Origin of the sequence: Streptomyces sp. MK7, from assembly GCF_032658145.1 — a bacterium.
GTDB classification, from domain to species: domain Bacteria; phylum Actinomycetota; class Actinomycetes; order Streptomycetales; family Streptomycetaceae; genus Streptomyces; species Streptomyces spiralis.
Genome location: NZ_JAVACL010000034.1, coordinates 56,404 through 78,954, shown reverse-complemented (window position 1 = coordinate 78,954; position 22,551 = coordinate 56,404). Strand labels below are relative to the sequence as shown.

Annotated in this window: 17 protein-coding genes and 2 pseudogenes; 7 read left to right on the top strand and 12 right to left on the bottom strand. The window is 70.7% G+C overall.

Translation table 11 applies throughout. From position 1 onward, the window contains the following. Positions 1-127: 127 nt before the first annotated feature. The 8 genes and pseudogenes from R2S09_RS29445 to R2S09_RS29410 form a co-directional block, all read right to left on the bottom strand. A complete protein-coding gene (locus tag R2S09_RS29445; protein ID WP_316744310.1) occupies positions 128-940 on the bottom strand; it encodes a hypothetical protein in 813 nt (270 codons plus the stop codon). Positions 941-942: 2 nt separating this feature from the next. Next, the gene (dgoD, locus tag R2S09_RS29440; protein WP_316744309.1) at positions 943-2,088 is read right to left on the bottom strand and encodes a galactonate dehydratase; all 1,146 of its coding nucleotides are present in this window, start codon (positions 2,086-2,088) and stop codon (positions 943-945) included. Positions 2,089-2,227: 139 nt separating this feature from the next. Next, a pseudogene (locus R2S09_RS29435) lies at positions 2,228-2,422 on the bottom strand (SDR family NAD(P)-dependent oxidoreductase); the annotation flags it as partial. Between the two features lie 55 nt (positions 2,423-2,477). Next, entirely contained in the window at positions 2,478-4,577 is a 2,100-nt protein-coding gene (locus R2S09_RS29430) for an alpha-galactosidase (RefSeq protein ID WP_316744307.1), read from the bottom strand. After that, positions 4,574-5,422 (bottom strand): carbohydrate ABC transporter permease, encoded by an 849-nt coding sequence (locus tag R2S09_RS29425; RefSeq protein WP_316744305.1) that lies wholly within the window; start codon positions 5,420-5,422, stop codon positions 4,574-4,576. Before R2S09_RS29425 ends, R2S09_RS29430 begins: the two co-directional genes overlap by 4 nt. Then, positions 5,422-6,360 (bottom strand): carbohydrate ABC transporter permease, encoded by a 939-nt coding sequence (locus R2S09_RS29420; protein WP_306192656.1) that lies wholly within the window; start codon positions 6,358-6,360, stop codon positions 5,422-5,424. Before R2S09_RS29420 ends, R2S09_RS29425 begins: the two co-directional genes overlap by 1 nt. Position 6,361: 1 nt before the next feature. Further along, the gene (locus R2S09_RS29415; protein WP_316744303.1) at positions 6,362-7,651 is read right to left on the bottom strand and encodes an ABC transporter substrate-binding protein; all 1,290 of its coding nucleotides are present in this window, start codon (positions 7,649-7,651) and stop codon (positions 6,362-6,364) included. Positions 7,652-7,768: 117 nt separating this feature from the next. Continuing rightward, complete coding sequence (locus R2S09_RS29410; RefSeq protein WP_399144936.1) at positions 7,769-9,910, bottom strand: glycoside hydrolase family 27 protein; 2,142 nt, start codon at positions 9,908-9,910, stop codon at positions 7,769-7,771. Positions 9,911-10,218: 308 nt separating this feature from the next. On the opposite strand from R2S09_RS29410, the gene R2S09_RS29405 reads away from it, so the two are divergent. The 6 genes from R2S09_RS29405 (at position 10,219) to R2S09_RS29380 (ending at position 17,932) form a co-directional block, all read left to right on the top strand. Then, positions 10,219-14,295 carry a discoidin domain-containing protein gene (locus R2S09_RS29405; RefSeq protein ID WP_316744301.1) on the top strand — a complete coding sequence of 1,359 codons (4,077 nt, stop codon included), beginning with the start codon at positions 10,219-10,221 and terminating at the stop codon, positions 14,293-14,295. A 495-nt stretch (positions 14,296-14,790) separates the two neighbouring features. Next, positions 14,791-15,276: a DUF2975 domain-containing protein gene (locus R2S09_RS29400; RefSeq protein ID WP_316744300.1), complete on the top strand. Its 486-nt coding sequence runs from the start codon at positions 14,791-14,793 to the stop codon at positions 15,274-15,276. Continuing rightward, positions 15,276-15,497: a helix-turn-helix transcriptional regulator gene (locus tag R2S09_RS29395; protein WP_306192642.1), complete on the top strand. Its 222-nt coding sequence runs from the start codon at positions 15,276-15,278 to the stop codon at positions 15,495-15,497. Before R2S09_RS29400 ends, R2S09_RS29395 begins: the two co-directional genes overlap by 1 nt. Positions 15,498-15,906: 409 nt before the next feature. Then, positions 15,907-16,905, top strand: a complete 999-nt coding sequence (locus tag R2S09_RS29390; RefSeq protein ID WP_316744299.1) for a hypothetical protein — start codon at positions 15,907-15,909, stop codon at positions 16,903-16,905. Then, a complete protein-coding gene (locus tag R2S09_RS29385; RefSeq protein ID WP_306192640.1) occupies positions 16,906-17,130 on the top strand; it encodes a DUF6193 family natural product biosynthesis protein in 225 nt (74 codons plus the stop codon). 169 nt (positions 17,131-17,299) lie between these two features. Further along, on the top strand, positions 17,300-17,932 hold the full coding sequence (locus R2S09_RS29380) for a hypothetical protein (protein ID WP_306192639.1): 633 nt from the start codon (positions 17,300-17,302) through the stop codon (positions 17,930-17,932). A 263-nt stretch (positions 17,933-18,195) separates the two neighbouring features. On the opposite strand, the gene R2S09_RS29375 is transcribed toward R2S09_RS29380, so the two are convergent. The 4 genes and pseudogenes from R2S09_RS29375 to R2S09_RS29360 all read right to left on the bottom strand — a co-directional run. Continuing rightward, positions 18,196-18,756, bottom strand: coding sequence for an NADPH-dependent FMN reductase (locus R2S09_RS29375; RefSeq protein ID WP_306192638.1), 561 nt, complete (start codon positions 18,754-18,756; stop codon positions 18,196-18,198). Between the two features lie 373 nt (positions 18,757-19,129). Continuing rightward, the gene (locus R2S09_RS29370; RefSeq protein ID WP_306192637.1) at positions 19,130-19,342 is read right to left on the bottom strand and encodes a hypothetical protein; all 213 of its coding nucleotides are present in this window, start codon (positions 19,340-19,342) and stop codon (positions 19,130-19,132) included. 16 nt (positions 19,343-19,358) lie between these two features. Beyond that, positions 19,359-20,111: a pyridoxal-phosphate dependent enzyme gene (locus tag R2S09_RS29365; protein WP_306192636.1), complete on the bottom strand. Its 753-nt coding sequence runs from the start codon at positions 20,109-20,111 to the stop codon at positions 19,359-19,361. 182 nt (positions 20,112-20,293) lie between these two features. Further along, positions 20,294-20,910, bottom strand: a pseudogene (locus tag R2S09_RS29360) (SDR family NAD(P)-dependent oxidoreductase); the annotation flags it as partial. A 106-nt stretch (positions 20,911-21,016) separates the two neighbouring features. Between R2S09_RS29360 and R2S09_RS29355 the strand changes: the two are divergent. Continuing rightward, entirely contained in the window at positions 21,017-21,940 is a 924-nt protein-coding gene (locus R2S09_RS29355; RefSeq protein ID WP_306192635.1) for a LysR family transcriptional regulator, read from the top strand. Positions 21,941-22,551 lie beyond the last annotated feature (611 nt).

Genomic DNA, 22,551 nt, shown 5'->3' with positions numbered 1-22,551 from the left:
CGCTGCGCCGGTGGAGTGTGCGGCCCGAGCCCCTCGCTGGTCGCCACCGTGGTGCCGGCCGGCGCCGGCGTGCCGCGCCCGGCCGGCGCGGCCATGCCCGCGCCGATCAGCCGCTATGGTCGAGGGGTCAGGGGCAACGGCAGCCTGTGGTCAGGATGAGCCGCCAGCGGACCTCGCCGGAGGCGGGGACGCGTGCCGCGTCGTCGGGGCCGGCCTCGGCGAGGTCGAAGGTGCGGCCCAGCATCGGTTCCACTCCTGTGCTGCGGTAGGGGTCCTGCTGGGGGAAGCCGCCCAGGTTGCGCCACAGGGCGACGGACACCGGCTGTCCTGCGGCCTCGACGGCGAGGGCCAGCCGGTCGGGTCCGTCATGGACGCAGACCCGGCCGGCCGCAAGGACGGCGCCGGCCGCGCTGCCGTCGTCGGGGCCGAACCGGTCCAGGCGCAGTCCGCGCGGTGCGGGCCAGTCACCCTCCACCCAGGGGGCGCCGTCGGGCCAGGGACCGTCGAGCAGTGGTGCCGCCTCCGGGAAGACGCGGGTGGGTGTGCCCCCAGGGGCCCGGAGTTCGGCCCGTTCGGAGAGGTCGAGCAGGGCGTGGGCGGCCCATACGAAGCGGTAGCCGGGATCGGCGGTGAGCATGTAGTCGGCCTCGACGCCGTCGGTGGTGGTCCGGACGGTGCGGGCGAGGGTGAACGCGTCGCAGTCGACGCGTTCGGTGCCGCCGTCGCGGGTCCAGGGCCGGGACCAGGCGTCGCCGTGGTCGGGGGTGCCACGCACGGTGGGGACGCACTCCTCCAGGCCGCCCGCGTCCACGAAGGCGTCGCCGGGCGCGACACCTTCGCGTGCGGAATCCGGGCGATGCCACAGCCATTCGCGGTCGGCGGCGCGCAGCGAGGTCCAGCGTCCGCCGTGCGCGGGGTCCGTGGTGAAGGCGAGGGACACGTTCACCACTCCGTGAACGAGCCGTCGGCGTGCCGCCACACGGGGTTGCGCCAGGCGTGTCCGGTGCGGTCGGCGGCGCGTACGGCGTTCTCGTCCACGGTGATGCCGAGGCCCGGCGCGTCGCCCCGGAGAGCCTGTCCGGCGGTGAAGCGGAACGGCTCGGGGTCGACGACGTAGGAGAGCAGGTCGGCGTCCTTGTTGTAGTGGATGCCGCGGCTCTGTTCCTGGATGAGGAAGTTGGGCGTGGCGAAGGCCACTTGGAGGCCGGCGGCGAGCGCGATGGGGCCGAGCGGGCAGTGCGGGGCGAGCAATGCGCCGTATGTCTCGGCGAGGGAGGCGATGCGGGTGACCTCGGAGATGCCGCCCGCGTGCGAGAGGTCGGGCTGGGCGACGGCGATGCCGGCGTTCAGTACGGGCAGGAACTCGGCGCGGGAGAAGAGGCGTTCGCCGGTGGCGAGCGGGACGGGACTCGCGGCGACCAGGCCGGGCAGCAGATGGCTCTGCTCGGGCAGGACGGGTTCCTCCACGAACATCGGGTGCAGCGAGGCGAGTTCGGCGAGGAGGCGGCGCGCCGAGGCGGCGCCGAGGCGCCCGTGGAAGTCGACGGCGACGTCCCGGTCGGGGCCGAGCACATCACGGGCGGCGGTCACACGAGCCACGACGGCGGCGGTCTCGGCGGCGGTGGCGACGGGCGAGGTGGGTCCGGCCGCGTTCATCTTGACGGCGGTGAAGCCCGCCTCGACCTGTTCGGTGATCTGCTCGGTGAGCTGGGCGGGTTCGTCGCCCCCGACCCAGGCGTACACGCGGACGCTGTCCCGGACGGGGCCGCCGAGCAGCGCGTGCACGGGGGCGCCGTAGGTCTTGCCGGCGACGTCCCACAGGGCCTGGTCGAGTCCGGCGACCGCGCTGGACAGGACGGGGCCGCCTCGGTAGAAGCCGCCCTTGGTGAGAACCTGCCAGTGGTCCTGGATGCGCAACGGGTCCTGGCCGATCAGGTACTCGGAGAGGACCTCGACGGCGCTGCGGACGACCTCGGCGCGGCCCTCGACCACGGGTTCTCCCCAGCCGACCACGCCGTCGTCGGTCTCCACGCGGCAGAACAGCCAGCGTGGTGGCACCAGGAAGGTTTCGATGCGAGCGATCTTCACTTGCCGCCGCTGCCTTTCATTTCGTCGGGAGTGTCGACCCGGTCCAGTTCGCGGCCGGCCCGGCCGAGCAGGGCGCACATGGCGGCCCCGGTGGCCGACGGGGTGCGGTCCCGTACGGCGTCCAGGACGGCGTGGTGCCGGCCCGGCCGCCGTGCTCGGTGATGCGTTCGGCCACGGCCTCGCCCCGTTCGTCCGCGATATGGGCGGGCACGACGGCGGCTCCCTGCCGCGCGCGGCGTTCGGCGGTGGCCGCCCCGATGCCGTAGGCGGCTCCGGTCACCACGGCTGTGCGGCCGGTGAAGCGTGCACCGCTCCCTCGTGCGGGCTGGTCCATCGTGGGGTTCGGGTCTTTCGTGGGTGGTGGGCGTGTTCGGGCGGACCGGCGCAGCCTAGTCGCGGGTCAGCACGACGAGCCGGGCGTCGTGGTCGGCGGTCCAGGCGAACGGCAGACCGTAGTGCAGCAGGTGAGCGCCGCTGTAGCGGGTGCCGGTGTCCTCGTCCCGGTAGGCGGCAGCCGGGTCGAGTCCGCGCAGCCGGAGCCGGGCGGGGCGGCCGGGCACGAGGGGCGCGCCGTCGAGGACGCCGGTGCTGAACGCGGCGACGACGGTGCGCGAGCTGTGGGCCTCGGTGTACTGGACCCCGCAGGTCGGGTCCTCGGGGGTGCCGAGCAGGCGGACCGCACCGTGGTGGACGACATCCCTGATCTCTTTGTAGCGGGCGATCCAGCGGGCGGCCTCGGCGCGCTGGTCCGCGTTCCAGGAGCGCAGGTCCGCGCCGATGCCGAGGACGCCGCACATCGCCAGCACGAACCGGAAGGCGAGGGAGCGGGGCCGGGGGTCGAACACACCGGACGAGTCGGTGACCCAGGAGCTCATCACATGGGGGGCATGCGCGTGCAGGAAGCCGTACTGGACGGCGAGCCGGTCCAGGGGCGCGGTGTTGTCGCTGGGCCAGACGACGTCCGTGCGGGCCAGGGTGGCGTGTTCGATGCGTCCGCCGCCGCCGGCGCAGCCCTCGACGGTGACGTGCGGGTGGGCGGTGCGCAGGTGGTCCAGGACGCGGAGGTATCCGGCGACGTGGCCGGCGTCCAGGTCGAGCCGGTCGGCGGGGCCGGCGCCGGGCCGGCCGCGCTCGGTGGGCGGCCGGTTCATGTCCCACTTGAGGTACTCGATCGGGTATTCGGTGAGCAGTCGGTCGAAGGTGCCGATCACGAAGTCCTGCACATCGGTGCGGCCGAGGTCGAGCAGGAGCTGGTTGCGGACCAGGCGGCCGGGGCGGTTCTCGACACTGTAGACCCAGTCGGGGTGTTCGACGTGCAGGCGGCTGTTCGGACTGACGGCCTCCGGTTCGACCCACAGTCCGAAGCCGAGGCCGAGGGCGCGCACTTCCTCCACGAACCGGCCGAAGCCCCGCGGGAACTCCGCCGGGTCGGGGTACCAGTCGCCGAGGCCGCCGGTGTCGTCGGCGCGGCCGGTGAACCAGCCGTCGTCCACGACGAACAGTTCGGCGCCGATCTCGGCGGCCACCTCGGCGAGTTCCAGCTGGTCGGCCGCGTCGACGTCGAAGCCGGTGGCCTCCCAGGAGTTGTAGAGGACCTTGCGGGTGCGGTGCAGGCGGTCGCCGCCGAGGTGCCGCTCGTAGCGGTGCCAGACACGGGCGAGGCCGTCCGTCCCCTCGGGGCTGAACGCGCACGCCAGGCGTGGGGTGGCGAGGGTCTGGCCGGGCTGGAGAACGACGGCGCCCTCGTGCGGGACGCGGCCGGCGCGGACGCGGACGGCGCCGCCGGGTTCGGCCTCGGCGGTGATGTGCCAGTTCCCGGACCACTCCAGGGCGATGCCGTAGGTCGGCGCGGTGCCGTCGTCGGGCAGGGCCGCGTCCTGGACGGCGAGCCACGGGGCGTAGCCGTGGCCGGGGACTCCCTGGGTGCTGCCCATGGTGAACGTGCCGCGCCCGAGGTGGAGTCGCGTGTGCGTGAATTCCCGTGACCACTGTCCAGTGAGGCAGGTGAGCCGTGCGCCGTCGGCGACGGGCACGGTGACCGCGCCCGAGTCGAGGCGTTCCAGGCGGAGTTCGCCGTCGCCGGTGCAGGTCAGCTCGGTCCAGCGCAGGACGACGTCGGTGCCGGGCACGGTGGCGTAGCACAGGGTGGTGCGCAGTCCGGCGACGTCGTCGGTGAACGCCAGGCGCAGCCCGTCCGCGTCCTGTTCGGCTCCGGTGAACTCCCACCACACGCCGCGCTGGTCCCCGGAGTGCCCGACGACGAGTTCGGCGCCGGTGAAGGGGCGCAGGCCCTGCGGCAGGTACTCGGCGGGGGCGGCGTCGGCCGGGGTGATGAAGTGGGTGCGCCGGGACCAGTCGAGGGCGGACGGGCCGTCCTCCGCGCCCTGGGGTCCCCAGGCGTCGAGTTCCGCCCAGGGGCCGTCCGGGGAGAGCCGCACCGTGTAGCTGGTGTGCTCCGTGCGGAGGGTCCAGCGTTCGCAGGAGGTCATTTCACCGCTCCGAGGTTGAGGCCGGCCACGAAGTGGCGCTGGAACCGCAGGAAGACGGCCACCGTGGGGGCGGCGGCGATGACGGATCCGGCCGCGATCACGTTCCACATCGAAACGTACTGCCCCTGCAGGCCGATCAGGGCGGCCGTGATGGGCATCTTGGTGTCGCTGCGCAGGACGGTGATGGCCCAGAGCAGGTCGTTGAAGATCCAGGTGAAGGCGAGCGCGCCGAGGGCGGCGAGCGCGGGGCGGGTGAGCGGGAGGATGATCCGCCAGAAGATCTGCCAGGGTCCGGCGCCGTCGACGACGGCGGCCTGCTGGATCTCGTTGGGGATGGCCCGCATGAAGCCGTGCAGGACGAAGACGTAGAAGCCGACTCCGAAGCCGATCTGCACGCCGATGAGGGCCGGCAGGGTGTCGTAGACACCCATGATCTCGCTGAGCTTGGACACCGGGATCAGCAGGATCTGCGGCGGCAGCAGGTTGCCGCCGAGCATGATCAGCAGCAGGGTGCGGCGCAGCGGCATCTCGTAGCGGCTGAGGGCGAACGCGGCCATGGCGGCGAGCGCGAGCGTGATCAGCACGCACGGGACGGTGACGATGAGGCTGTTGATCAGGGCCCGCTGCTGGCCGCCGTCGACCCAGGCCTGGCGGAAGTTGCCGAGGGTGAAGGAGTGCGGGAGGCTGCCGAGCCCGTTGGCGGCGACGTCGTCGAACGAGCGCAGGCTGGTGACGAGGACCAGGACGATGGGCAGCAGCCAGAGCGCGGCCAGCAGTCCGGCGCCGAGGTGGAATCCGGCGGTCGCGGCCCGTCTGCGCCTCAGGGCGGTCGAGTCGGCGGACATCAGTCGGCCTCCCGGAACGCACGGACCAGATAGGAGCAGATGACGCCGAAGGCCAGCACGAAGATGACGACGGCGAGCGCGGAGCCGTAGCCGAGCCGCAGGGACTGGAAGGCGGTGGAGTACATGTAGGTGCTCAGCAGTTCGGACGAATGGTAGGGGCCGCCTCGGGTGAGCGACCAGACGACGTCGAAGGAGCGCAGGGAGTCGATGACGATGACGGACAGCACGACGGCGTTGACGCTGCGCAGCTGTGGAAGCGTCACGTGCCGGAAGCGCTGCCAGTGTCCGGCGCCGTCCATCTTGGCCGCCTCGTACAGCGAGGGGTCGATGCCCTTGAGGCCGGCCAGGTAGAGCACCATGACGTAGCCGATCTGGCGCCACAGGGCGGGCACGATCACCGCGTACAGGGCGGTGTCCTGGTCGGCGAGCCAGGCGTGGCGGAGGCTGCCGAGGCCGACGCCCTGGAGGATCTGGTTGAGCACGCCGTCGGGCTGGTAGATCGCCTGCCAGACGAGGGCGGTCGCCACCAGGGAGAAGACGACGGGCAGGAAGAGAGCGGCGCGGTAGAAGCCGACGCCGCGGCGTTCCTGCTGGAGCAGCAGTGCGGCGGCCAGCCCGAGGATCGCGGACAGCCCGCCGAACAGCACCAGCCACAGGACGGTGTCGATCGCGGCGGTCCGGAAGACCTCGTCGTGCACCATCTCCTGGAAGTTGCCGAGGCCGACGAACCGGGGCGGGGAGACACCGTCCCAGGAGGTGAGGGCGAGGTAGAAGCCCTGGAGGGCGGGCCAGAAGACCCACAGTGCCTCGGCGAGCAGGGGTATGAGGACGAACGCGAGGACGAGCGGCGGCGTGCGGCGGACGGGCCCCCGGCCGCGCCCGCCGCTGGGCGCTGTGACGGCCGGGGTCTTGCGCGCGGTGGTGGTGAGCACTGCCACCTCAGGCACTCCAGATCTTCTGGGCGTCGCGCTGCCAGGTGGTGAGGATGGAGCCGACGTCCTTGGGCTTGGCCAGGAACCTGGTGAGCGCGGTGTCGGCCGTGGGCTGGAGGGCGTCGCTGGAGTCGCGGTTGAAGAACTGCGTGATCTCGGCGGCGGACTCGATCTGCGCACGGCCCTTCTTCACCAGGGGCGTGCCGGCGTCCTTGGCGTCGGGGTGGCAGGGCAGGACGGTGCCGGAGGAGCCCTTGATGTAGATCTCCTGGGCCTCGGCGGTGGCGAGGTACTTCATCAGGTCGCCGACCTGCTTGGCGCGTCCGCTGCGGGCGCTGGCGAAGTAGCCGTCGGTGGGGGCCTCTTCGGCGAGCGGCACCTTGGCGTCGATGACCGGGAAGCGGAAGAAGTCGATGTCGTCCAGGGCGTCCTTGGGCGCGGCGTCGGCGAAGAAGGTGCCGATGAGCATCATGCCGGACCGGCCGTTGAGCAGCGCGGTGGTGGCGTCCTGGAAGGCGACGGCGGTGCCGTCGGGGTCGAAGTAGGGCAGGGCCTCGGCCCAGCGGTCGAAGACCTTGCGCACCTCGGGGTCGTCGAAGCGGTGCTTGCCGGCGAGCAACCGACGGTGGTAATCGGCGCCATTGATACGGATGTTCAGGTAGTCGAACCAGGCGGAGGCGACCCAGGGGGTGTTGCCGCCGGCGCCGAGGCCGATGGGGGCGACGCCCTTCGACTTGAGCTTGTCGCACAGGTCGAGGAACTCGTCCCAGGTCTTGGGCTCCGTGACGCCCCACTTGGCGAAGTTGGACTTCCGGTAGAACATGCCCCACCAGTAGTAGGTGGAGGGCACGAACACCTTCTTGCCCGAGCTGGAGGTGCACAGCGAGTTCAGCGCCTTGGAATAGCGCTTGAGGTCGGGCGAGGACGCCCAGACGTCATCGAGGTCGAGCAGCAGGTTCTTCTTGGCGTAGGCGTCGGCGACCGAGCCGGGATACCACGTGTAGACGTCCGGCGGGTTGGCGGACGTGAGGTACGTCGGGAGTTGGGTGCGGAAGGTCTCGGCGGCGACGGTGTTGAGGCTGACGCGCTCGGACCCCTTCTTGGCGTAGGCGGCGGCCAGGTCTTCCATCGCGGCCTTGGCCTGCGGCGCCGAGAGGTTCGACTGGAGTGTCACCGGGCCCTTGGCGGGGGACTTGGCGTCGGAGGAGGCGGTGACACAGCCGCTGAGCAGAGCCGCCGTCCCGGTGGCACCGAGTCCGGCGAGGAAACGCCGGCGGCTCGTCTGAAGATTCGTCATGAGGGGCTCCCTGTGGATTCACGCGGCGGGGCCGTGCGGCCGGTGGCCGGGCGCGGCCCCGTCGCGGCGCGTCAAGGTTCGCGTGGCTCTCGCACCACGTCAAGATTAATTACTAATTTATTTGAACTGGGTGCGGTGGACCGTGCCGTCGATGCCTCGGTAGACCGCGTCGACCGTGCCGTCCGGGCCCGCGACGGCGCCGAGGGAGCCGTCGAACGCGGCACTCGGGAACTCCTCGCGCTTGCTCCAGCCCTGCCAGGCACCGGCGTCGTACCGCTGCTGCCAGAGCGTGTAGTCGCCGGCGCGCACGTAGAGCAGCACGCTGCCGCCGGAGGCGACGAGGGTCGGGCTGCCGCTGACCGTACCGCCGACCGAGGTCCAGTCGGACCACGCGCCGCCGGCCGAGCGGGTGCGGGTCCAGATGTCGTCGGCGGCGGAGCGCACGGCGACGTGCACGCGACCATCGGAGTCGACGGCCGCCGACGGCCTGCCGTACGCCGGGCGGCTGCCGGGCGTGCCGAGCGAGGTCCAGCCGGTGCTCGCGCCGCGCTGGACGATGCGGCCGTCCGCGTCGGTGGCGAACAGAGTCCAGTGCGCGGAGTCGGTGAAGGCGACGCTCGGAGCGTCGGCCACCTTGCCGCCCAGGCTCTGCCAGCCGCTCCAGTGACCGCCGGTGTAGGCGCGCCGGTAGACCCGCGAGTCGGCGCCGCGTACGAAGACGTCGATCCGGCCGCCGGCCGAGGCGTAGGCAGCGGGCTGGCCGAGGACGCCGCCGCGGACCGGGCCCCCGAGGTCGCGGACACGGTTGCCCTTGCCCTCGGAGGTCCGCTGGAGCAGGGTGCCGCGCGGACCGCGCACGAAGGTGCTCAGCGCCGGGCCGGTGCGGACGGCGGCCGGGCTCGCGGTGGCGGGCAGGCCGAGCTTCTCGCCGGGCAGCGCGTCCTCGCCGGTGAGCCGGAGGAAGGCGGTGCCGTGCGCGGGGACGGTGACGGTGTAGGACCCGGTGTGCGTGCCCCGGTCGGCGCGGGCCCGCAGGTCACGGACCTTCACCCGGCCGCCGAGGGCGGCGTCGGAGAACTTCACGGTGCGCTCGGCCGCCTGGTCGGAGCGGTTGAGCAGGACGACCGCGCGGCGACCGTCCCCGGAGAGCACCTTGCTGTAGACGTCGCCGGTGGCGTCGGTGGCCACGCGAACACCCTGGACGCCGAGGCGGTCCTGGTCGACGCCGATGATCTCCGGATTGCGCAGGATTGCGAGCATCGACGGCGACAGCGTGCGCGGGTCGGAGCCGAGGATGAGCGGGGAGCCCATCTCCGCCCACATGACGAACTGGGTGGTCGACTCCTCCTCGGTCAGCTCCAGGTTCCCGTCCGGCATGCGGCGCGTCGGGATCAGGTAGTCGGGGTCGTTGTAGTGACCGGGGCCCTGGGCCTCGGGGTGCCAGGCGTTGGCGTCCATGTTGCGCAGGACGTTGGGCCACTGGCCGGGGCTCGGGGTGCCCCAGGCGATGTCGGTGCCGGTGCGCCAGGAGTCCGCGATCGTCGGCGCGTAGGCGTAGGTGTTGTGCGCGTCCTGCTCCGGGGTGTGAGGCAGGCCCCAGTCGTCGGTGAGCGGGTTGCACAGGTTGAGCAGCATCCTGCGGCCCGACTTGGCGACCGCGTCGCTGAACTCCTTGAACGCCGTGCCCGGATCGAGCTTCTCGGCGATGCCGCACAGGAAGTCGACCTTGACGGCGTCGACCTTCCACCCGGCGAACTGCCGGGCGTCCTGCTCGTAGTGGCCCCGGCTGCCGAGACCGCAGTTCTTGCCGCCGTCGTAGGTGCCGGCGTCGGTGTAGATGCCGGCCCGCAGGCCGCGCTCGTGCAGGTAGTCGACGAGCGCCGGGATGCCGGACGGGAAGCGCTGCGGATCGGCGACCAGCCGCCCCTGCGCGTCGCGGGGGTTGTCGGCCTGCCAGCCGCCGTCCAGCCACACGATGTCGTAGCCGCTGTCCCGCAGACCGCTGCTGACCAGCGTGTCCGCGACCGAGCGCACCTCCTTCTCGGTGGGCGCGCCGAGGCCGTAATAGGTGTTCCAGCCCATGTAGGGCGTGGGCGCGAGACCGCTGTCGTAGTAGTCGGGCGTGCCCTGGTCCACGGCCGGGTCCGCGTGGGCGGAGGGTGTCACGGTGGCGGCCAGGACCACCGCGGTGGCCGCGGCGAGCGCGGTCCGGGCGAACCGGACGCGTCTGTGATCGGGTACGGGCGGGCGTGAAGTCACGTGCTTCTCCCAGAGGTTGGGAAGCGGGATGCGTGACGCGGGCCGCACCGGAGCAGGGGCCTGCGACGTCACGGCGAAGACTGTGACGCCCGACCGAAACGCTGTCAATATGTATTCCTAATTTACGAGAAACAAAGCCGAAGCCGTTCGAACACCCTTGACAGTCCGATGCCGTGACGGCAGTGTTCGGCAACGTTGTCAGTTGGTGGCAACGTTGTCATCGCCACCCTGGTCCACCGGCCCCTCATTCACCGATCTTCCCGGTCTTCCCTGGTCTTCCCTGGTCTTCCCTGATCGGAGCCTTGTTCATGTCGGATCAGCCTTCCACGCCCTCCCGTCGTACCGTACTGGCGGCGGGGTCCACCCTGCTGGCCGGGTTCGGTCTCGGCGTGGGCCCGCTCTCTTCCGCCGCCGCGGCCGGACCCGGACGCCCCGATCCCAGCGCTCCCCCGGCCGAACTCGCCGCTGACCGACCGGTTTTCGTGTCCTCGACCGACTACGCCCCGGCGCCCGCCGAGTTCGCTGTGGACGGTCTCGCGGTGCGCGGCGTGAGGGGCAGCGGCTGGCGCGCGGCAGCGGGGGACCCACAGTGGATCAAGGTGGACCTCCAGGCGCTGTGCGAAGTCTCTTCGCTGCGGCTGGTTTTCGAGGCGACCTCCGACGACCCGCCCTTCAAGGACTCCCCGACCGGCAGCCCGCGCGACAACACCACCGGACAGGAGATCCTGTCCAGCTGCGCGGTGGCCTTCGTCATCGAGACCTCGCGCGACGGAAGGTCCTGGACGGCGGTGTACCGCACGGACTCCGGCAAGGGCGGTGAGATGGAGATCTCCCTGCCGAAGGCGGTCAGCGCGCGCTGGGTGCGGATGACGGTCACCGAGCGCTCCAACTGCAACCCGCTCGGCCTCAACGGCCTCCAGGTGTACGGCACCTGCCGCACCCCGCGCCCCGAGGTCACCGGCTGGACCGACTGGGGCGTGCGCGAGCGGCATCCCCAGCCGCTGAAGCAGGCCGCCGACGGGACTGTCCCGCTGGAGTCCGGCTGGGACCTGACGATGGACGACTGGGCCGGCGCCGACGGTGCCGTGCTGTCCCGCATCGGGCACGACACGAGCCGCTGGCTGCCGGCCACCGTCCCCGGCACGGTGCTGACCTCCCTGGTGGACCAGGGCCATCTGCCCGACCCGGTGGCCGGGCTCAACAACCTGCACGTGCCCGAGGCGCTGTCCCGGCACTCCTGGTGGTACCGGCGCGAGTTCGCCCTGCCCAGGGGGCTGCGGACCGGCGCGGGTCGGCACGTGTGGCTGGAGTTCGACGGCATCAACCACGAGGCCGAGATCTGGTTCAACGGCACCAAGGTCGGTGCCTTCAGCAACCCGTTCTCGCGTGCCTCCTACGACGTCACCGAGCTGCTGGCACCCGGCGACCAGGCGCTCGCGGTGAGCATCACCCCGATGCCGTTCCCCGGCAGCCCCACCGACAAGGGCCCGGCGGGCCTCGCGTTCGTGGACGCGGGCGCCAACATGATGAACCGCAACTCCCCCACGTACCTGGCCTCCTCCGGCTGGGACTGGATGCCCGCGGTGCGCGACCGCGCCGCCGGCATCTGGAACCACGTGCGGCTGCGCCCCACCGGCGCCGCCGTCATCGGCGACCCGCGCGTGGACACGCTGCTGCCGGGCCTTCCCGACACCCGCACCGCCGAGCTGACCGTCGTGGTCCCGGTGCGCAACGCCGACTCCACCGACAGGCGGGTCACCGTCACCGCGACGTTCGGCACCGTCAAGGTCACCCGGACCGTGACGGTGTCCGGCGGCGGGAGCACCGACGTCACCTTCGCCCCCGCCGACTTCCCGCAGTTGCGCCTGCGCGACCCGGAGCTGTGGTGGCCCAACGGCTACGGCGAGCCGAACCTGCACGACCTCACCCTGACCGCCTCCGTGGACGGCCGGGAGAGCGATCACCGCACCACTCGCTTCGGCATACGCCAGTTCGGCTACGAGTACGGCGCCGTCCCGATGACGTTCCGGTGGAGCAGCGACGTCTTCACCCAGACCGTGGACCTCGCCCGGCAGAAGGCGCGCTACGTCCGCATCCTGTGCCACACCCGCGCCACCCAGTGGGGCTCGTCCATGTGGCGCCTGTCGGTCCTGAACAGCTCCACTCCCGGCGACGACCTGGCCCTCGGCAAGAAGGCGACCGCGTCCTCCTTCGACGACCCCTCGCACGGAGCGGCCAACGTCACCGACGGCAACGGCGACACCCGCTGGTCGTCCTCCTTCGACGACGAGCAGTGGATCCAGGTCGACCTCGGCTCCTCGGTCTCCTTCGACCGGATCGCGGTCGACTGGGAACAGGCGTACGCGAAGACGTACACCGTGCAGGTCTCCGACGACGGCTCCGCCTGGACCGACGTGAAGGACCTGGACAACGCCGCCGCGCCGCTGCCGTTCCACACCTCCGGCGCGGCGAGCATGCAGAACGTCGAGTTCGACGCGGTCACCGCGCGGTACATGCGGGTGTTCTGCCGGACCAGGGCCACCGGCTGGGGCTTCTCGATGTGGGAGCTGGCCGTCGTGGACAGCGCCAGACCCGGCACCAATCTGGCGCTGCGCAAGCCCGCCACCGCCTCCTCCGAAGGGGAAGGCACGGTCGCCGGCAACGCGGTGGACGGCGACGTCGACACCCGCTGGACCTCGGTCTACGAGGACGACAGTTGGATCCGGATCGACCTCGGTGCCCCGGAGCGGTTCGACCGGGTGGCGATCACCTGGGAGCAGGCGTACGCGCGGACATACACCATCCAGGTCTCCGACAACGGCACCGACTGGAAGGACGTCACGTCGGTCGACAACTCCATCGCGCCGCTGAAGATCAGCGTCAACGGCGTGCGGGTGTTCTGCCGGGGCGGCAACTGGGGCTGGGACGAGTTGCTGCGCCGGATGCCGGCCGAGCGGATGGACACGGCGGTGCGGATGCACCGCGACATGAACTTCACGATGATCCGCAACTGGGTCGGCAGCAGCAACCGTGAGGAGTTCTACGCCAGTTGTGACGAGCACGGCATCCTGGTGTGGAACGACTTCCCCAACGCGTGGGGCATGGACCCGCCGGACCACGACGCGTTCAACCGCACGGCACGCGACGTCGTGCTCCGCTACCGCATCCACCCGAGCGTCGTGGTGTGGTGCGGGGCCAACGAGGGCAATCCGCCCGCCGCGATCGACGACGGCATGCGCGACGCGGTCAACTCCGGGGCGCCCGGCGTGCTCTACCAGAACAACTCGGCCGACGGCATCGTCACCGGCGGCGGCCCCTACGGCTGGGTGGAGCCGGAGAAGTACTTCTCCGGCTCGACGTACGGCAGCAAGAACTACGGCTTCCACACCGAGATCGGCATGCCCGTGGTCTCCACGGCGGAGTCCATGCGCCGCCTGGTCGGTGACGAGCCGGAGTGGCCCGTCGGCGGCCCCTGGTACTACCACGACTGGAGCACCAGGGGGAACCAGGCCCCGCAGAACTACCGCGCGGCCGTCGAGTCCCGGCTCGGCACCGCGAAGGACCTGGACGACTTCTGTCGCAAGGCGCAGTTCCTGAACTACGAGAACCACCGCGCCATGTTCGAGGCGTGGAACGCCAGGCTCTGGGACGACGCGAGCGCCCTGCTGCTGTGGATGTCCCACCCGGCCTGGTACAGCACCGTCTGGCAGACGTACGACTACGACTTCGACGTCAACGGCGCCTACTACGGCTCCCGCAAGGCCTGCGAGCCCGTACACGTGCAGGCGAACCCGGCCGACGGGCACGTCATCGCCGTCAACCACACCCCGCGTGCCATTCGCAAGGCCACGGTGTCCGCCCACTGGTACGACCTGGACGGCCGCCAGGTGGCCGATGAGCAGAGGGCGACCGTGGATGTGGCCGCTTCCGCGACGGCGAAGGCGTTCACCGCTGATCCGAAGGGCTCCCTGCCCGGCCTCTACCTGCTGCGCCTGCGGCTCACGGACGAGCGCGGGAAGACACTCGCCGAGAACATGTACTGGCGGTACAGCACACCGGAGGCCATGCAGGCGCTGAACAAGGCGCGGCAGACCAGAGTCTCGGTGGACGTCACGCGCTCGCAAGGCGGGTCCGGCGGCCGCCACGAGCTGACGGCCAAGGTGGCCAACCGGGGTTCGTCAGTGGCGGCGATGGTGCGCCTGTCCCTGGTGGACACGAGTTCCGGGCAGCGGGTTCTGCCCGCCGAGTACGGCGACAACTACCTGTGGCTGCTGCCCGGCGAGTCCCGGACGGTCACCGTGTCCTGGCCCGGCCGCGCGCACACGGCGTGGCCGGGGCTGAAGGCCGAGGGCTACAACGTGCCCGAGGTGACAGGCCGGCCGTAACCGGGATCGCCGCAGCTGAACGGGCCTCTGAGGCGCAAACGAGCCCGGCACTGCAAAGCCCTGGTCACCCTCGCCCGCCTACGACTCCGGCTGCCCTGGCCTTTTCCTGATCATCCAGCCTTCGGACCCCTCCCCCGGCGTCACCCACTGCAGGGCGGCCACACAAACCGGCGGCCCCGAGCCCGCACCGCGGCGTGACCATCACAAGGCCGTCCGGCTGAAGGTCACCGCCACAGCGCGGGGGCGTGACGAACCGGTCGCCGGCAGTCGTCCAGCACCAGGTCACACTGATCACGGGCGACCGGGTCACCCCGACTGCTCCACGCCGATCACCCGGCGCCTGAGCACCTCTTCCGCCCCCGTCGGAGCCGCCCGCACCCGCTCCAGCTCGGCATCGAGCTCCTTCCGCACCACCGCGGCCTTCAGCCACGCAATCTTGCCCCACCTATCGACATTCGATAGGTTTCCATCGCAAGTCGATGGAAGGATGGGTTCATGGGAAAGCTGGCAGTGCGTGCGCTGCGCGCCGTGCTCGTGGTGGTGCTGGCCGGCACCGTGTTCGTACAGGCATCGATGGTGTGGGCGTTTGCCACCCACCAGGAGGAGGGGTCGCTCCCGCTGACCCCGCTGCGCGTGATCACGATCCTGGGCATGGCATCGGCCCAGGTCACTGTGGTCTGCGTCTGGCGGCTGGTGACGATGGTCCGACGCGGAACCGTGTTCTCCCACGCCGCCTTCCGGTACGTGGACGGCGTGATCGGCGCGATCGTGGCGGCCGCCCTCATGTGGTTCGCGGTCACAGCCGTCAACGCGCCGGGCCAGCGGGACGACCCGGGCGTCACCGTCATCATGGCCGGGGTCGGCGTGGCCATCCTGGGGGTCGCGCTCATCGTGCTCGTGCTGCGGATGCTGCTCGCCCAGGCCGTCGCACGCGACGCCGAAGCGGCGCAGATGCGGGCCGAGTTGGACGAGGTGATCTGATGCCGATCGCCGTCGACATCGACGTGATGCTGGCCAGGCGGAAGATGTCCGTGGGCGAGCTCGCGGAGCGCGTAGGGATCACGCCCGCCAACCTGGCGGTACTCAAGAACGGCCGCGCCAAGGCGGTGCGCTTCACAACGCTCGCCGCGCTCTGCGAGGTGCTCAAGTGCCAGCCGGGCGACCTGCTGCGCTGGGAGCCGGAGGACACCGCGAGCGGATGACGTGCCCCAGAGCAGGCGTTTGAACTCCCGGCACCGCCGGCCCGTGGCACGCCATGGGGACCGCGTGGACGTGGACCGCCGATCATCGACAGCACCGTCGCGGCAGATTCCGGTTGGGCAGCACCCCACCGCCCTGGCCGACGGTCGTGAGCCACCGGAGCCTCCCGGACCGCGTCCGGGCCCAGACCGAGACCGGCGTCCTGGACCTTGATCGGTCCCTGGGGCTCCGGCATGCCCTCCGTCCCGGGCAAAGCGATACGTCTCCTTACCGTGGCCGGGCGCCACCGGAGTACGACAGGAGCGCATCGCGCTCTTGATCGCCGGTCGTTAGAATCCCGCTATGGACGATGACCGTTGGTCCAGGTGGCCGGAGCCCTGGGCGGGCACCGACAGCGACATACGTACGGTCATGAGCGCGATCGCGCGAGAGGTCAAGGACGGGTTCAAGTACGGCGAGATCCCTTGGCAGCGGTTTCCGCATTTCTATGGTCCGGGCGAGGAGATTCCCGGACTCCTTGCAACGCTCGCCTCCGAAGACGCCGAAGCCGGCGACACGGCTCTGCGACAGCTGTGGAACTACCTTCACCATCAGGGCAGTACGACCGCGGTGGGAGCACTGGCGGTGCCCTTCCTGCTCCGGATCACGGCTATCGGATCCCCCGGGCTCCGCGCGGAAACCCTGCACCTGGTCGCCGAGATCGGACGATGTCAGCACCTTGGGGACGGATCACGTGAAGGCCTGCTCGCGGTATCCGAGGATCCATCGATGATGGAGGGCGCCACGGAATGCCCGGTGGACTGGACGATTCAGGCCGCTCGCGATGCCGTCACAGGCGACCTGCACCTCCTGCTCCCTCTTCTCCCCGATCCCGACCCCGATGTCCGCTCCGCGACCGCCTTCGTCCTCGCGGTGGTGACCAGCGAGATTCCACGCGTGTCCTCAGCCCTGCACGGCAGGCTGGCGGTGGAAGACGATCCGGTGGTCCAGGTGAGCCTGATCCTGGCGATCGCTCAACTCGCCCGCGAGCACCGGGATGAACAGGCGCCCGCGTGGGCCCGGAACCTGTGGTCGGATGCCCGCCGCCCGCCCGGGATCCGCATCGGCGCCGGCCTTGCTTGGCTGTGCCTGGTCGCCGCCCCCGTCCCTGACGAGCTCCGCACCCTCCTGACCGACCCACGTACCGATCAACTCAGCGACCTGCTTCAGCGGGTGCCATGGCTCCCACCGGTCGACTCCAACAACGGACTGCGCCGCTGCATCCACGAAACGCTCACGCCGCACATCCCCTGGACCAGGCGGTTTCATCTGGATCAGGGAGGTGATGGCGATCGTTCCCCGATGTCAGTCTGGGGCGATGAGCCCCTGGAACAGCGCCACCGACGACGACTTGCGGCAACCGCTCAATGAGTGGGATCCGCCGGGCGGCACCCGGCGCTGCGCTTCGCGGCCACCACTCGCCCGCACCTGACCGCCGTAGGACCGTGCCTGACCGCGAACAGCGACGGCACTTGCGGCGTGGGCAGGGGCTTCATCGGTGCGGACCTCGGCCGGTTCGCCACAGCGCACGAGGCCGTGGCGCCGGCCGCCCGCCAACTGCCGTCCGCCCTGGGCCCGATCACGCTCGGCGGATGACCCCGCCCAGTGCCACAGCCGTGCCGTCGACCGCCCCCACGAGGCCCCACATTGCCGGTGGGAGGGGACGCAGGTGGCCCGGATGACGGGGTCGCGGCGACCGCGGCCCCCGATGCGGAGGCAGCGCCCATCCGTGCCGGAATCGCGCCGGTCCCGGCGTCGGCGGACCGTGTCCGAACTGCGAGCGCAAGGCCGGTACGGTCCCGGACTCCGCGACGTCCTCCCCTCCTTCGTCGGCCTCGGCCTGCTCCTGCTCGGCACCGTCCTGCTGCTGAACCGGCTCAACCGCACGTTCGGGGTCACCGGCCTGGTGATCGGCGTCAACCTGCTGGCCATGGCCACCGTGGTGACCCTGCGCGTGCGCCGGGGGTTCGTCCGCCGACGCGGTGGGCATTACACCGCCGAGGAGCTCGCGCGGCTCGATGACCGCGGGCTGGCCGAAGCCACCGCGCGCATACTTGAGCGCGACGGCTGGCAGGTGGCGGATCTGAGCCTGCGGAAGGGGCGTCTGCGCCTGTATGCCAGGGACCGCCACGGCCGCGAACTCGACGTCACCTTCAAACCCGTCGCGATCGATGACGACGCGACCGACGACGAAGAGCCGCCCTGGCCCCCGACCGTAGGGGAGACGGACCGGACCGGCGTCGACCGGCCCGGCAGGGTCATCGTCCGCCTCGGCGGCTTCAGCCGCTCAGAGGTGCTCTGGGCCTCCCGGCAAGGGGACGTCCACCTCGTCGACGGCCACCGACTACGGCGCTGGGCGGCGGGCACGTCACTGGACAAGCTGAGGCCGCGCCGCTGACGACATCGGCGCAGCTTCCCGTACACCGTGCCAGATCCGACAGGCAGGTGGGCCCGGACGCGGAACGCCGGTGAGAGCGTCGCCCGAGTGCGCAAGAGTCGATCGGCGCAGCGGCGGCGGCCCGCTGCTGCACTCCGCCACCGTCGCGACATGGCCCTCGGGGCCGGTGTGCGCAGGCGCGGACCGGCCCCGAGGGGCACCGACCCCTACCGTCGGCCGCACTCGGCCGACCGGGCCGGGGACGTCATGAGCGGCGCCGGCTTTCAGGCGGCGCGCAGCGGGGCGAGGGCCTTGGCCCACGCCACGACCTGGTCCAGCGTGGTGACGAGCGTGTCACGCTGGACGTCGGCCGGCTTGAGGGTGGTGAAGTTCTCGAAGTCGGTGAACAGGGAGAGGGCCACCTGGGAGCGGACGTCCGCCATCTGCATCTCGCCCGCGATGCCGCGCAAGTGCTCCACGGCACGGGCGCCGCCGACCGAGCCGTAGCCGACGAAGCCCACAGCCTTGTTGTTCCACTCGGCGTAGATGAAGTCGATGGCGTTCTTCAGTGCCCCTGGCACGGAACGGTTGTACTCGCCGGTGACGATGACGAAGCCGTCGAGTGAGGCGATCTTCTCCGCCCAGGCCTGGGTATGGGGCTGGCTGTAGTTGCCCATGGTCGCCGGGTAGGCCTCGTCCAGCACAGGCAGCTTGTAGTCCAGCAGATCGACGATCTCGAATTCCGCGTCCGTGCGCTGGGCTGCGACCTCGTACACCCAGCGTGCGACGGCTTCGGCGTTGCGGCCGGGCCTGGTACTGCCGACGATGATACCGATCTTGGTCATGGGGCACGCCCTTTCTGGTCTGCGGCGGCCTGAACGTCAGCTCTGCCCGCCAAAAAAGTACTTGCAGAGGCAAGTAAATGGAAATTTAGTTGACTCGTCAAGCAGATCGCTTGTGACGCACCCGACGAGAGGCTCCAAGCGGCAGGCTTCCTGGCCCCGGCTCCTGGCGTCTTCAGGACAACGCTGTCCAACTCCGCGCCCCGGGCGTGGCGGTGCAACTGCCGCCGCAGAAACGTCCGGCTCGTCGTGCCCTCTTCCCGGAGGACGGATTCGACTGCACAAGTGCCGAGGCGTCGCCGGCGGCCGGGGACGTCGGGCGGCACCCTGCCGTCGGCAATGCCCCGGCGGACCATCCCCGCGCCAGGACGGAGACTCACACTGCCTTGAATCCGTGCAGGGCGGTGACACATCGGTACACGGTCTGCGCGTGCCCGAACGGCCCCGGAAGTCCGCTGGAGTAGAGGAACACGGTGCGCTCGCCCCGTGGGACGTCACCGTCCCGTACCGCCTGGATCAGCCCGGCCATGGCTCGTCCGCTGTAGACGGGATCCAGGTCAATGCCCTCCAGGGTCGCGGCAGTCCGCATGGCCTCGAGGACGGGCTCATGCAGGACTCCGTATCCTGCGCCCACCCGAATCCGTCCGGATGCGGAGCGCTCCCGGGGTGACGCTGCGTCCGGTGAGGCCACCCGCGAGGCCGGCCACAGCAGCGGCGGGCTCGGCCACCGCCCCGCAGTGCACGCCCAGCACACGCTCCTCCCCCAGCGCGCCGATCAGTCCCGCCATGGTGCCGCCGGAGCCCAGTGCCACCACGACGTGCCGTACCTCACGGAGTTGCACGAGCAGTTCGTTGCCGCCGTCGACGTATCCCCGGGCTCCGAGGGAAGTCGAGCCGCCGAACGGGATCAGGTACGGGCGCGCTCCCTCCCGGCGCAGCTGCTCGCACACGTCGTCGGCGGCCTGGGCCGGCGTGCTGGGTTCACTGTCTCCGGCCCAGAAGATCGTCGCTCCGAACAGGCTGTCCAGAACCAGGTTGCCGGATCCGCCCGTGGCGCTCTCCAGCGTGCCGGGAAAGACGAGTGCGACGTTCAAGCCGAGGCGCGCTCCGGCTGCCGCGGTAAGACGGGCGTGGTTGCTCTGGGCGGCACCGGTGGTGACCAGTGTGTCCGCGGCTTCCGCCAGGGCCCCTCCCACGGTCCACTCCAGCTTGCGGACCTTGTTGCCCCCGCCTCCCAGACCCGTGAGGTCGTCCCGTTTGACCCACAGATCACCCTCCCCCAGCCCCAGTGCCCGCGCCGGCCTGGACATCGGCTCGAGTGGTGTCGACCATGTCCACAAAGCGATCTTGTCACTCATGAAACCTCCAGGTCGTGAAGAAGATGCCCCCGGCGGAGAATTGGGGGCGGGCAGCAGCACCTGCCCCGTTCAGGAACGGGCTTCGACGATGACCGTGCAGAAGCCGGCTTCCCACGGCACGCCGTCCACCCCGAGCGGCCACGGCCCCGGGCGTCCGGCAGACGCCCGGGGCCGCCGACGCCTCAGTGGCCGGCGCTCCGGCCGCCGTCGACGTGCAGGACCTCACCCGTGACGAAGGGGGCATTCTCGAGGTAGACGACCGCGTCGACGACGCCGCCCACCTCGCCCATCCGGCCGACCGGGTGCAGCGCCGCAAGGGTCTCGTGGTACTCCTGCGGGTGCATGGGCGTCTTGATGACGCCCAGCGAGACGGCGTTGCTGCGAATGCCGCGGGTGGCGTACTCGATGGCCAGCGCCTTGGTGGCGGACTGCAGGCCGCCCTTGGTCAGGGAGGCCAGGACCGAGGGGACGGCGGAGTGGGCGTGGTCGACCAGACTGGTGGTGATCTGCACGATGTGCCCGCCCCCTGACGGGCCATCTGCTCGACGGCGAGCTGGGTGATACGGAAGAACCCGGTCAGGTTGATGCCGGTGAGCGCGTCGTAGCCCTCCTGCGTGTACTCGGTGAACGGCTTGGCGACGAAGATGCCCGCGTTGTTGACCAGGGTGTCGATGCGACCGAAGCGCTCGAGCCCCGCGGCGATGACACGCTCCGCGGTGGCCGGGTCGGCTATGTCGCCCCGCATGCTGAGGACGTCGGCGTCCTGTGAGGCCGCGATGCTGCGCGACGTCGCGACCAGCCAGTCGCAGTTCAGCGTCCGCTCCCAGACCCCGCACACCCGCCAGGCGGACAAACCGACCCAGGTCCTTCGGCCCTGGTAGGTCGGGCCTCTCACCACGCGTAGCATGACTGAGGTGGAACTGCGCCAGTTGCGGTACTTCCTCGCGGTCGCCGAGGAACTGAACTTCGGGCGGGCCGCCGGCCGGCTCCTGATCGCCGGGCCGTCCTTGTCCCAACAGATCAAGGCGCTGGAGCGCGACCTCGGGGTGCGTCTGTTCGACCGGGACCGCCGCTCGGTCACCCTCACACCGGCTGGAGCGGCACTCCTCCCGCACGTCCGCGCCCTGCTGGACAGTGCCGACGACCTCCGCAACCGAGCGGCGAAAATGGCGGGCTCCGAGCCGGTCCGCCTCGGCTACGTCAGTTGGCTGCCCGCGGACCTCACCGCGCGGACCTCCACCGTGGCGCGCGTGCACGTCGATGCCTGGGTCGCGCCCTCGCACACGCAAGCCGTGCGGGTCGCGGATGGCGGCCTGGATCTCGCGGTGTGCTGGGTCCGCCAGGAGGATCTGGACGAACTGGGTCTCAACGCCCGGCTTGTCGGCGCCGATCGCCTGTACGCGGTCTCCGTCGGCCATGACGAAGCCGAGGTTCGCGCCCGTGACGTCGTCGTCCTGCTGGACGGCGATGCCACTGCCTGGTCCTCCTGGAATGCCTACGCCGAGCAGCTTGCCCACGACACCGGCGCCCGGACGGCTCACATCTCCGACGGCGGCATCACCGGGCCGACGTTCTTCGACCACGTACGTCGATCGCGCGCACCGATCCTCAACTCTCCGAAGGCGCAGACCACCCAGCTCCCACCCGAACTGGTCGCGCGCCCCGTGGTAGAGCCGAAGGTCTACTGGACCTGGTCCCTGGTGTGGCGGCGCGGCGAGACGCGCCCGGCGGTGCTGAACACCGTGGGCGCGCTCACCGACGGCCTCGGTGACTTCGGCATTCACGACCCTGATGCCTGGCTTCCGGAAGGCGACCCGTACAAGCAATAGGCACCCCGACGATCCTGCATGCTGACGTGCGGTGGGAGCCTGTCGCGTATCAGCAACGAAGAAGCGGGTCCCGGCCCAGGCCTTCTTGATCTTTGGCTACCCCGGGGACCGACGGGAACGAGGGTTCCCAGCCGACACCCTCCTCACGGTGCACCGCAACCACTTCGGCGTCGTCGTGGACCGTGTGCCCGAACTCAGAGTGCGTGCTTCGTACTTGAGTAGGCGTCAGCCCAGCTTGGACACCTGGTAGTGGCAGATGTACCACTCGCCGGCGATGCGCCGGAGCACAACGCTGAGGGTGACCTGGAGAGTCGGTCGGTGAACGAGAAGTCGACATCGAGGTAGCCGAGCAGGACATCCTCGGCGAAGCTCCGTGTCGCCAGCACCTCGTAGGGCGCGTATCGAGTCGTGATCAATGGGTGGTCCGGGTGAGATCTTTGATCCAGATCATCGAGGCGCGCAGGTGGGCGAGGAACCAACCCCGGAATAGCGCGGCCATCAAGAGGCTTAAGGTGGACATTCGAAAGGAACTTGAACCGCTGTACGAGGCTCTGAAGAAGATGATCACCGCCACGCTGTGAGCCGCTGGGGCCCTGGGCATTTGCGCCTGG

Excerpts from the sequence above, each read along its gene's own strand:
- R2S09_RS29370 (WP_306192637.1), bottom strand. The coding sequence starts at position 19,342 with ATGCGGACTGCCGCGACCCTGGAGGGCATTGACCTGGATCCCGTCTAC.
- R2S09_RS29390 (WP_316744299.1), top strand. The coding sequence starts at position 15,907 with ATGAGCGCGATCGCGCGAGAGGTCAAGGACGGGTTCAAGTACGGCGAG.
- R2S09_RS29395 (WP_306192642.1), top strand. The coding sequence starts at position 15,276 with ATGCCGATCGCCGTCGACATCGACGTGATGCTGGCCAGGCGGAAGATG.
- R2S09_RS29375 (WP_306192638.1), bottom strand. The coding sequence starts at position 18,756 with ATGACCAAGATCGGTATCATCGTCGGCAGTACCAGGCCCGGCCGCAAC.
- R2S09_RS29415 (WP_316744303.1), bottom strand. The coding sequence starts at position 7,651 with ATGACGAATCTTCAGACGAGCCGCCGGCGTTTCCTCGCCGGACTCGGT.
- R2S09_RS29425 (WP_316744305.1), bottom strand. The coding sequence starts at position 5,422 with ATGTCCGCCGACTCGACCGCCCTGAGGCGCAGACGGGCCGCGACCGCC.
- R2S09_RS29430 (WP_316744307.1), bottom strand. The coding sequence starts at position 4,577 with ATGACCTCCTGCGAACGCTGGACCCTCCGCACGGAGCACACCAGCTAC.
- R2S09_RS29365 (WP_306192636.1), bottom strand. The coding sequence starts at position 20,111 with ATGAGTGACAAGATCGCTTTGTGGACATGGTCGACACCACTCGAGCCG.
- R2S09_RS29405 (WP_316744301.1), top strand. The coding sequence starts at position 10,219 with ATGTCGGATCAGCCTTCCACGCCCTCCCGTCGTACCGTACTGGCGGCG.
- R2S09_RS29355 (WP_306192635.1), top strand. The coding sequence starts at position 21,017 with ATGACTGAGGTGGAACTGCGCCAGTTGCGGTACTTCCTCGCGGTCGCC.
- R2S09_RS29400 (WP_316744300.1), top strand. The coding sequence starts at position 14,791 with ATGGGAAAGCTGGCAGTGCGTGCGCTGCGCGCCGTGCTCGTGGTGGTG.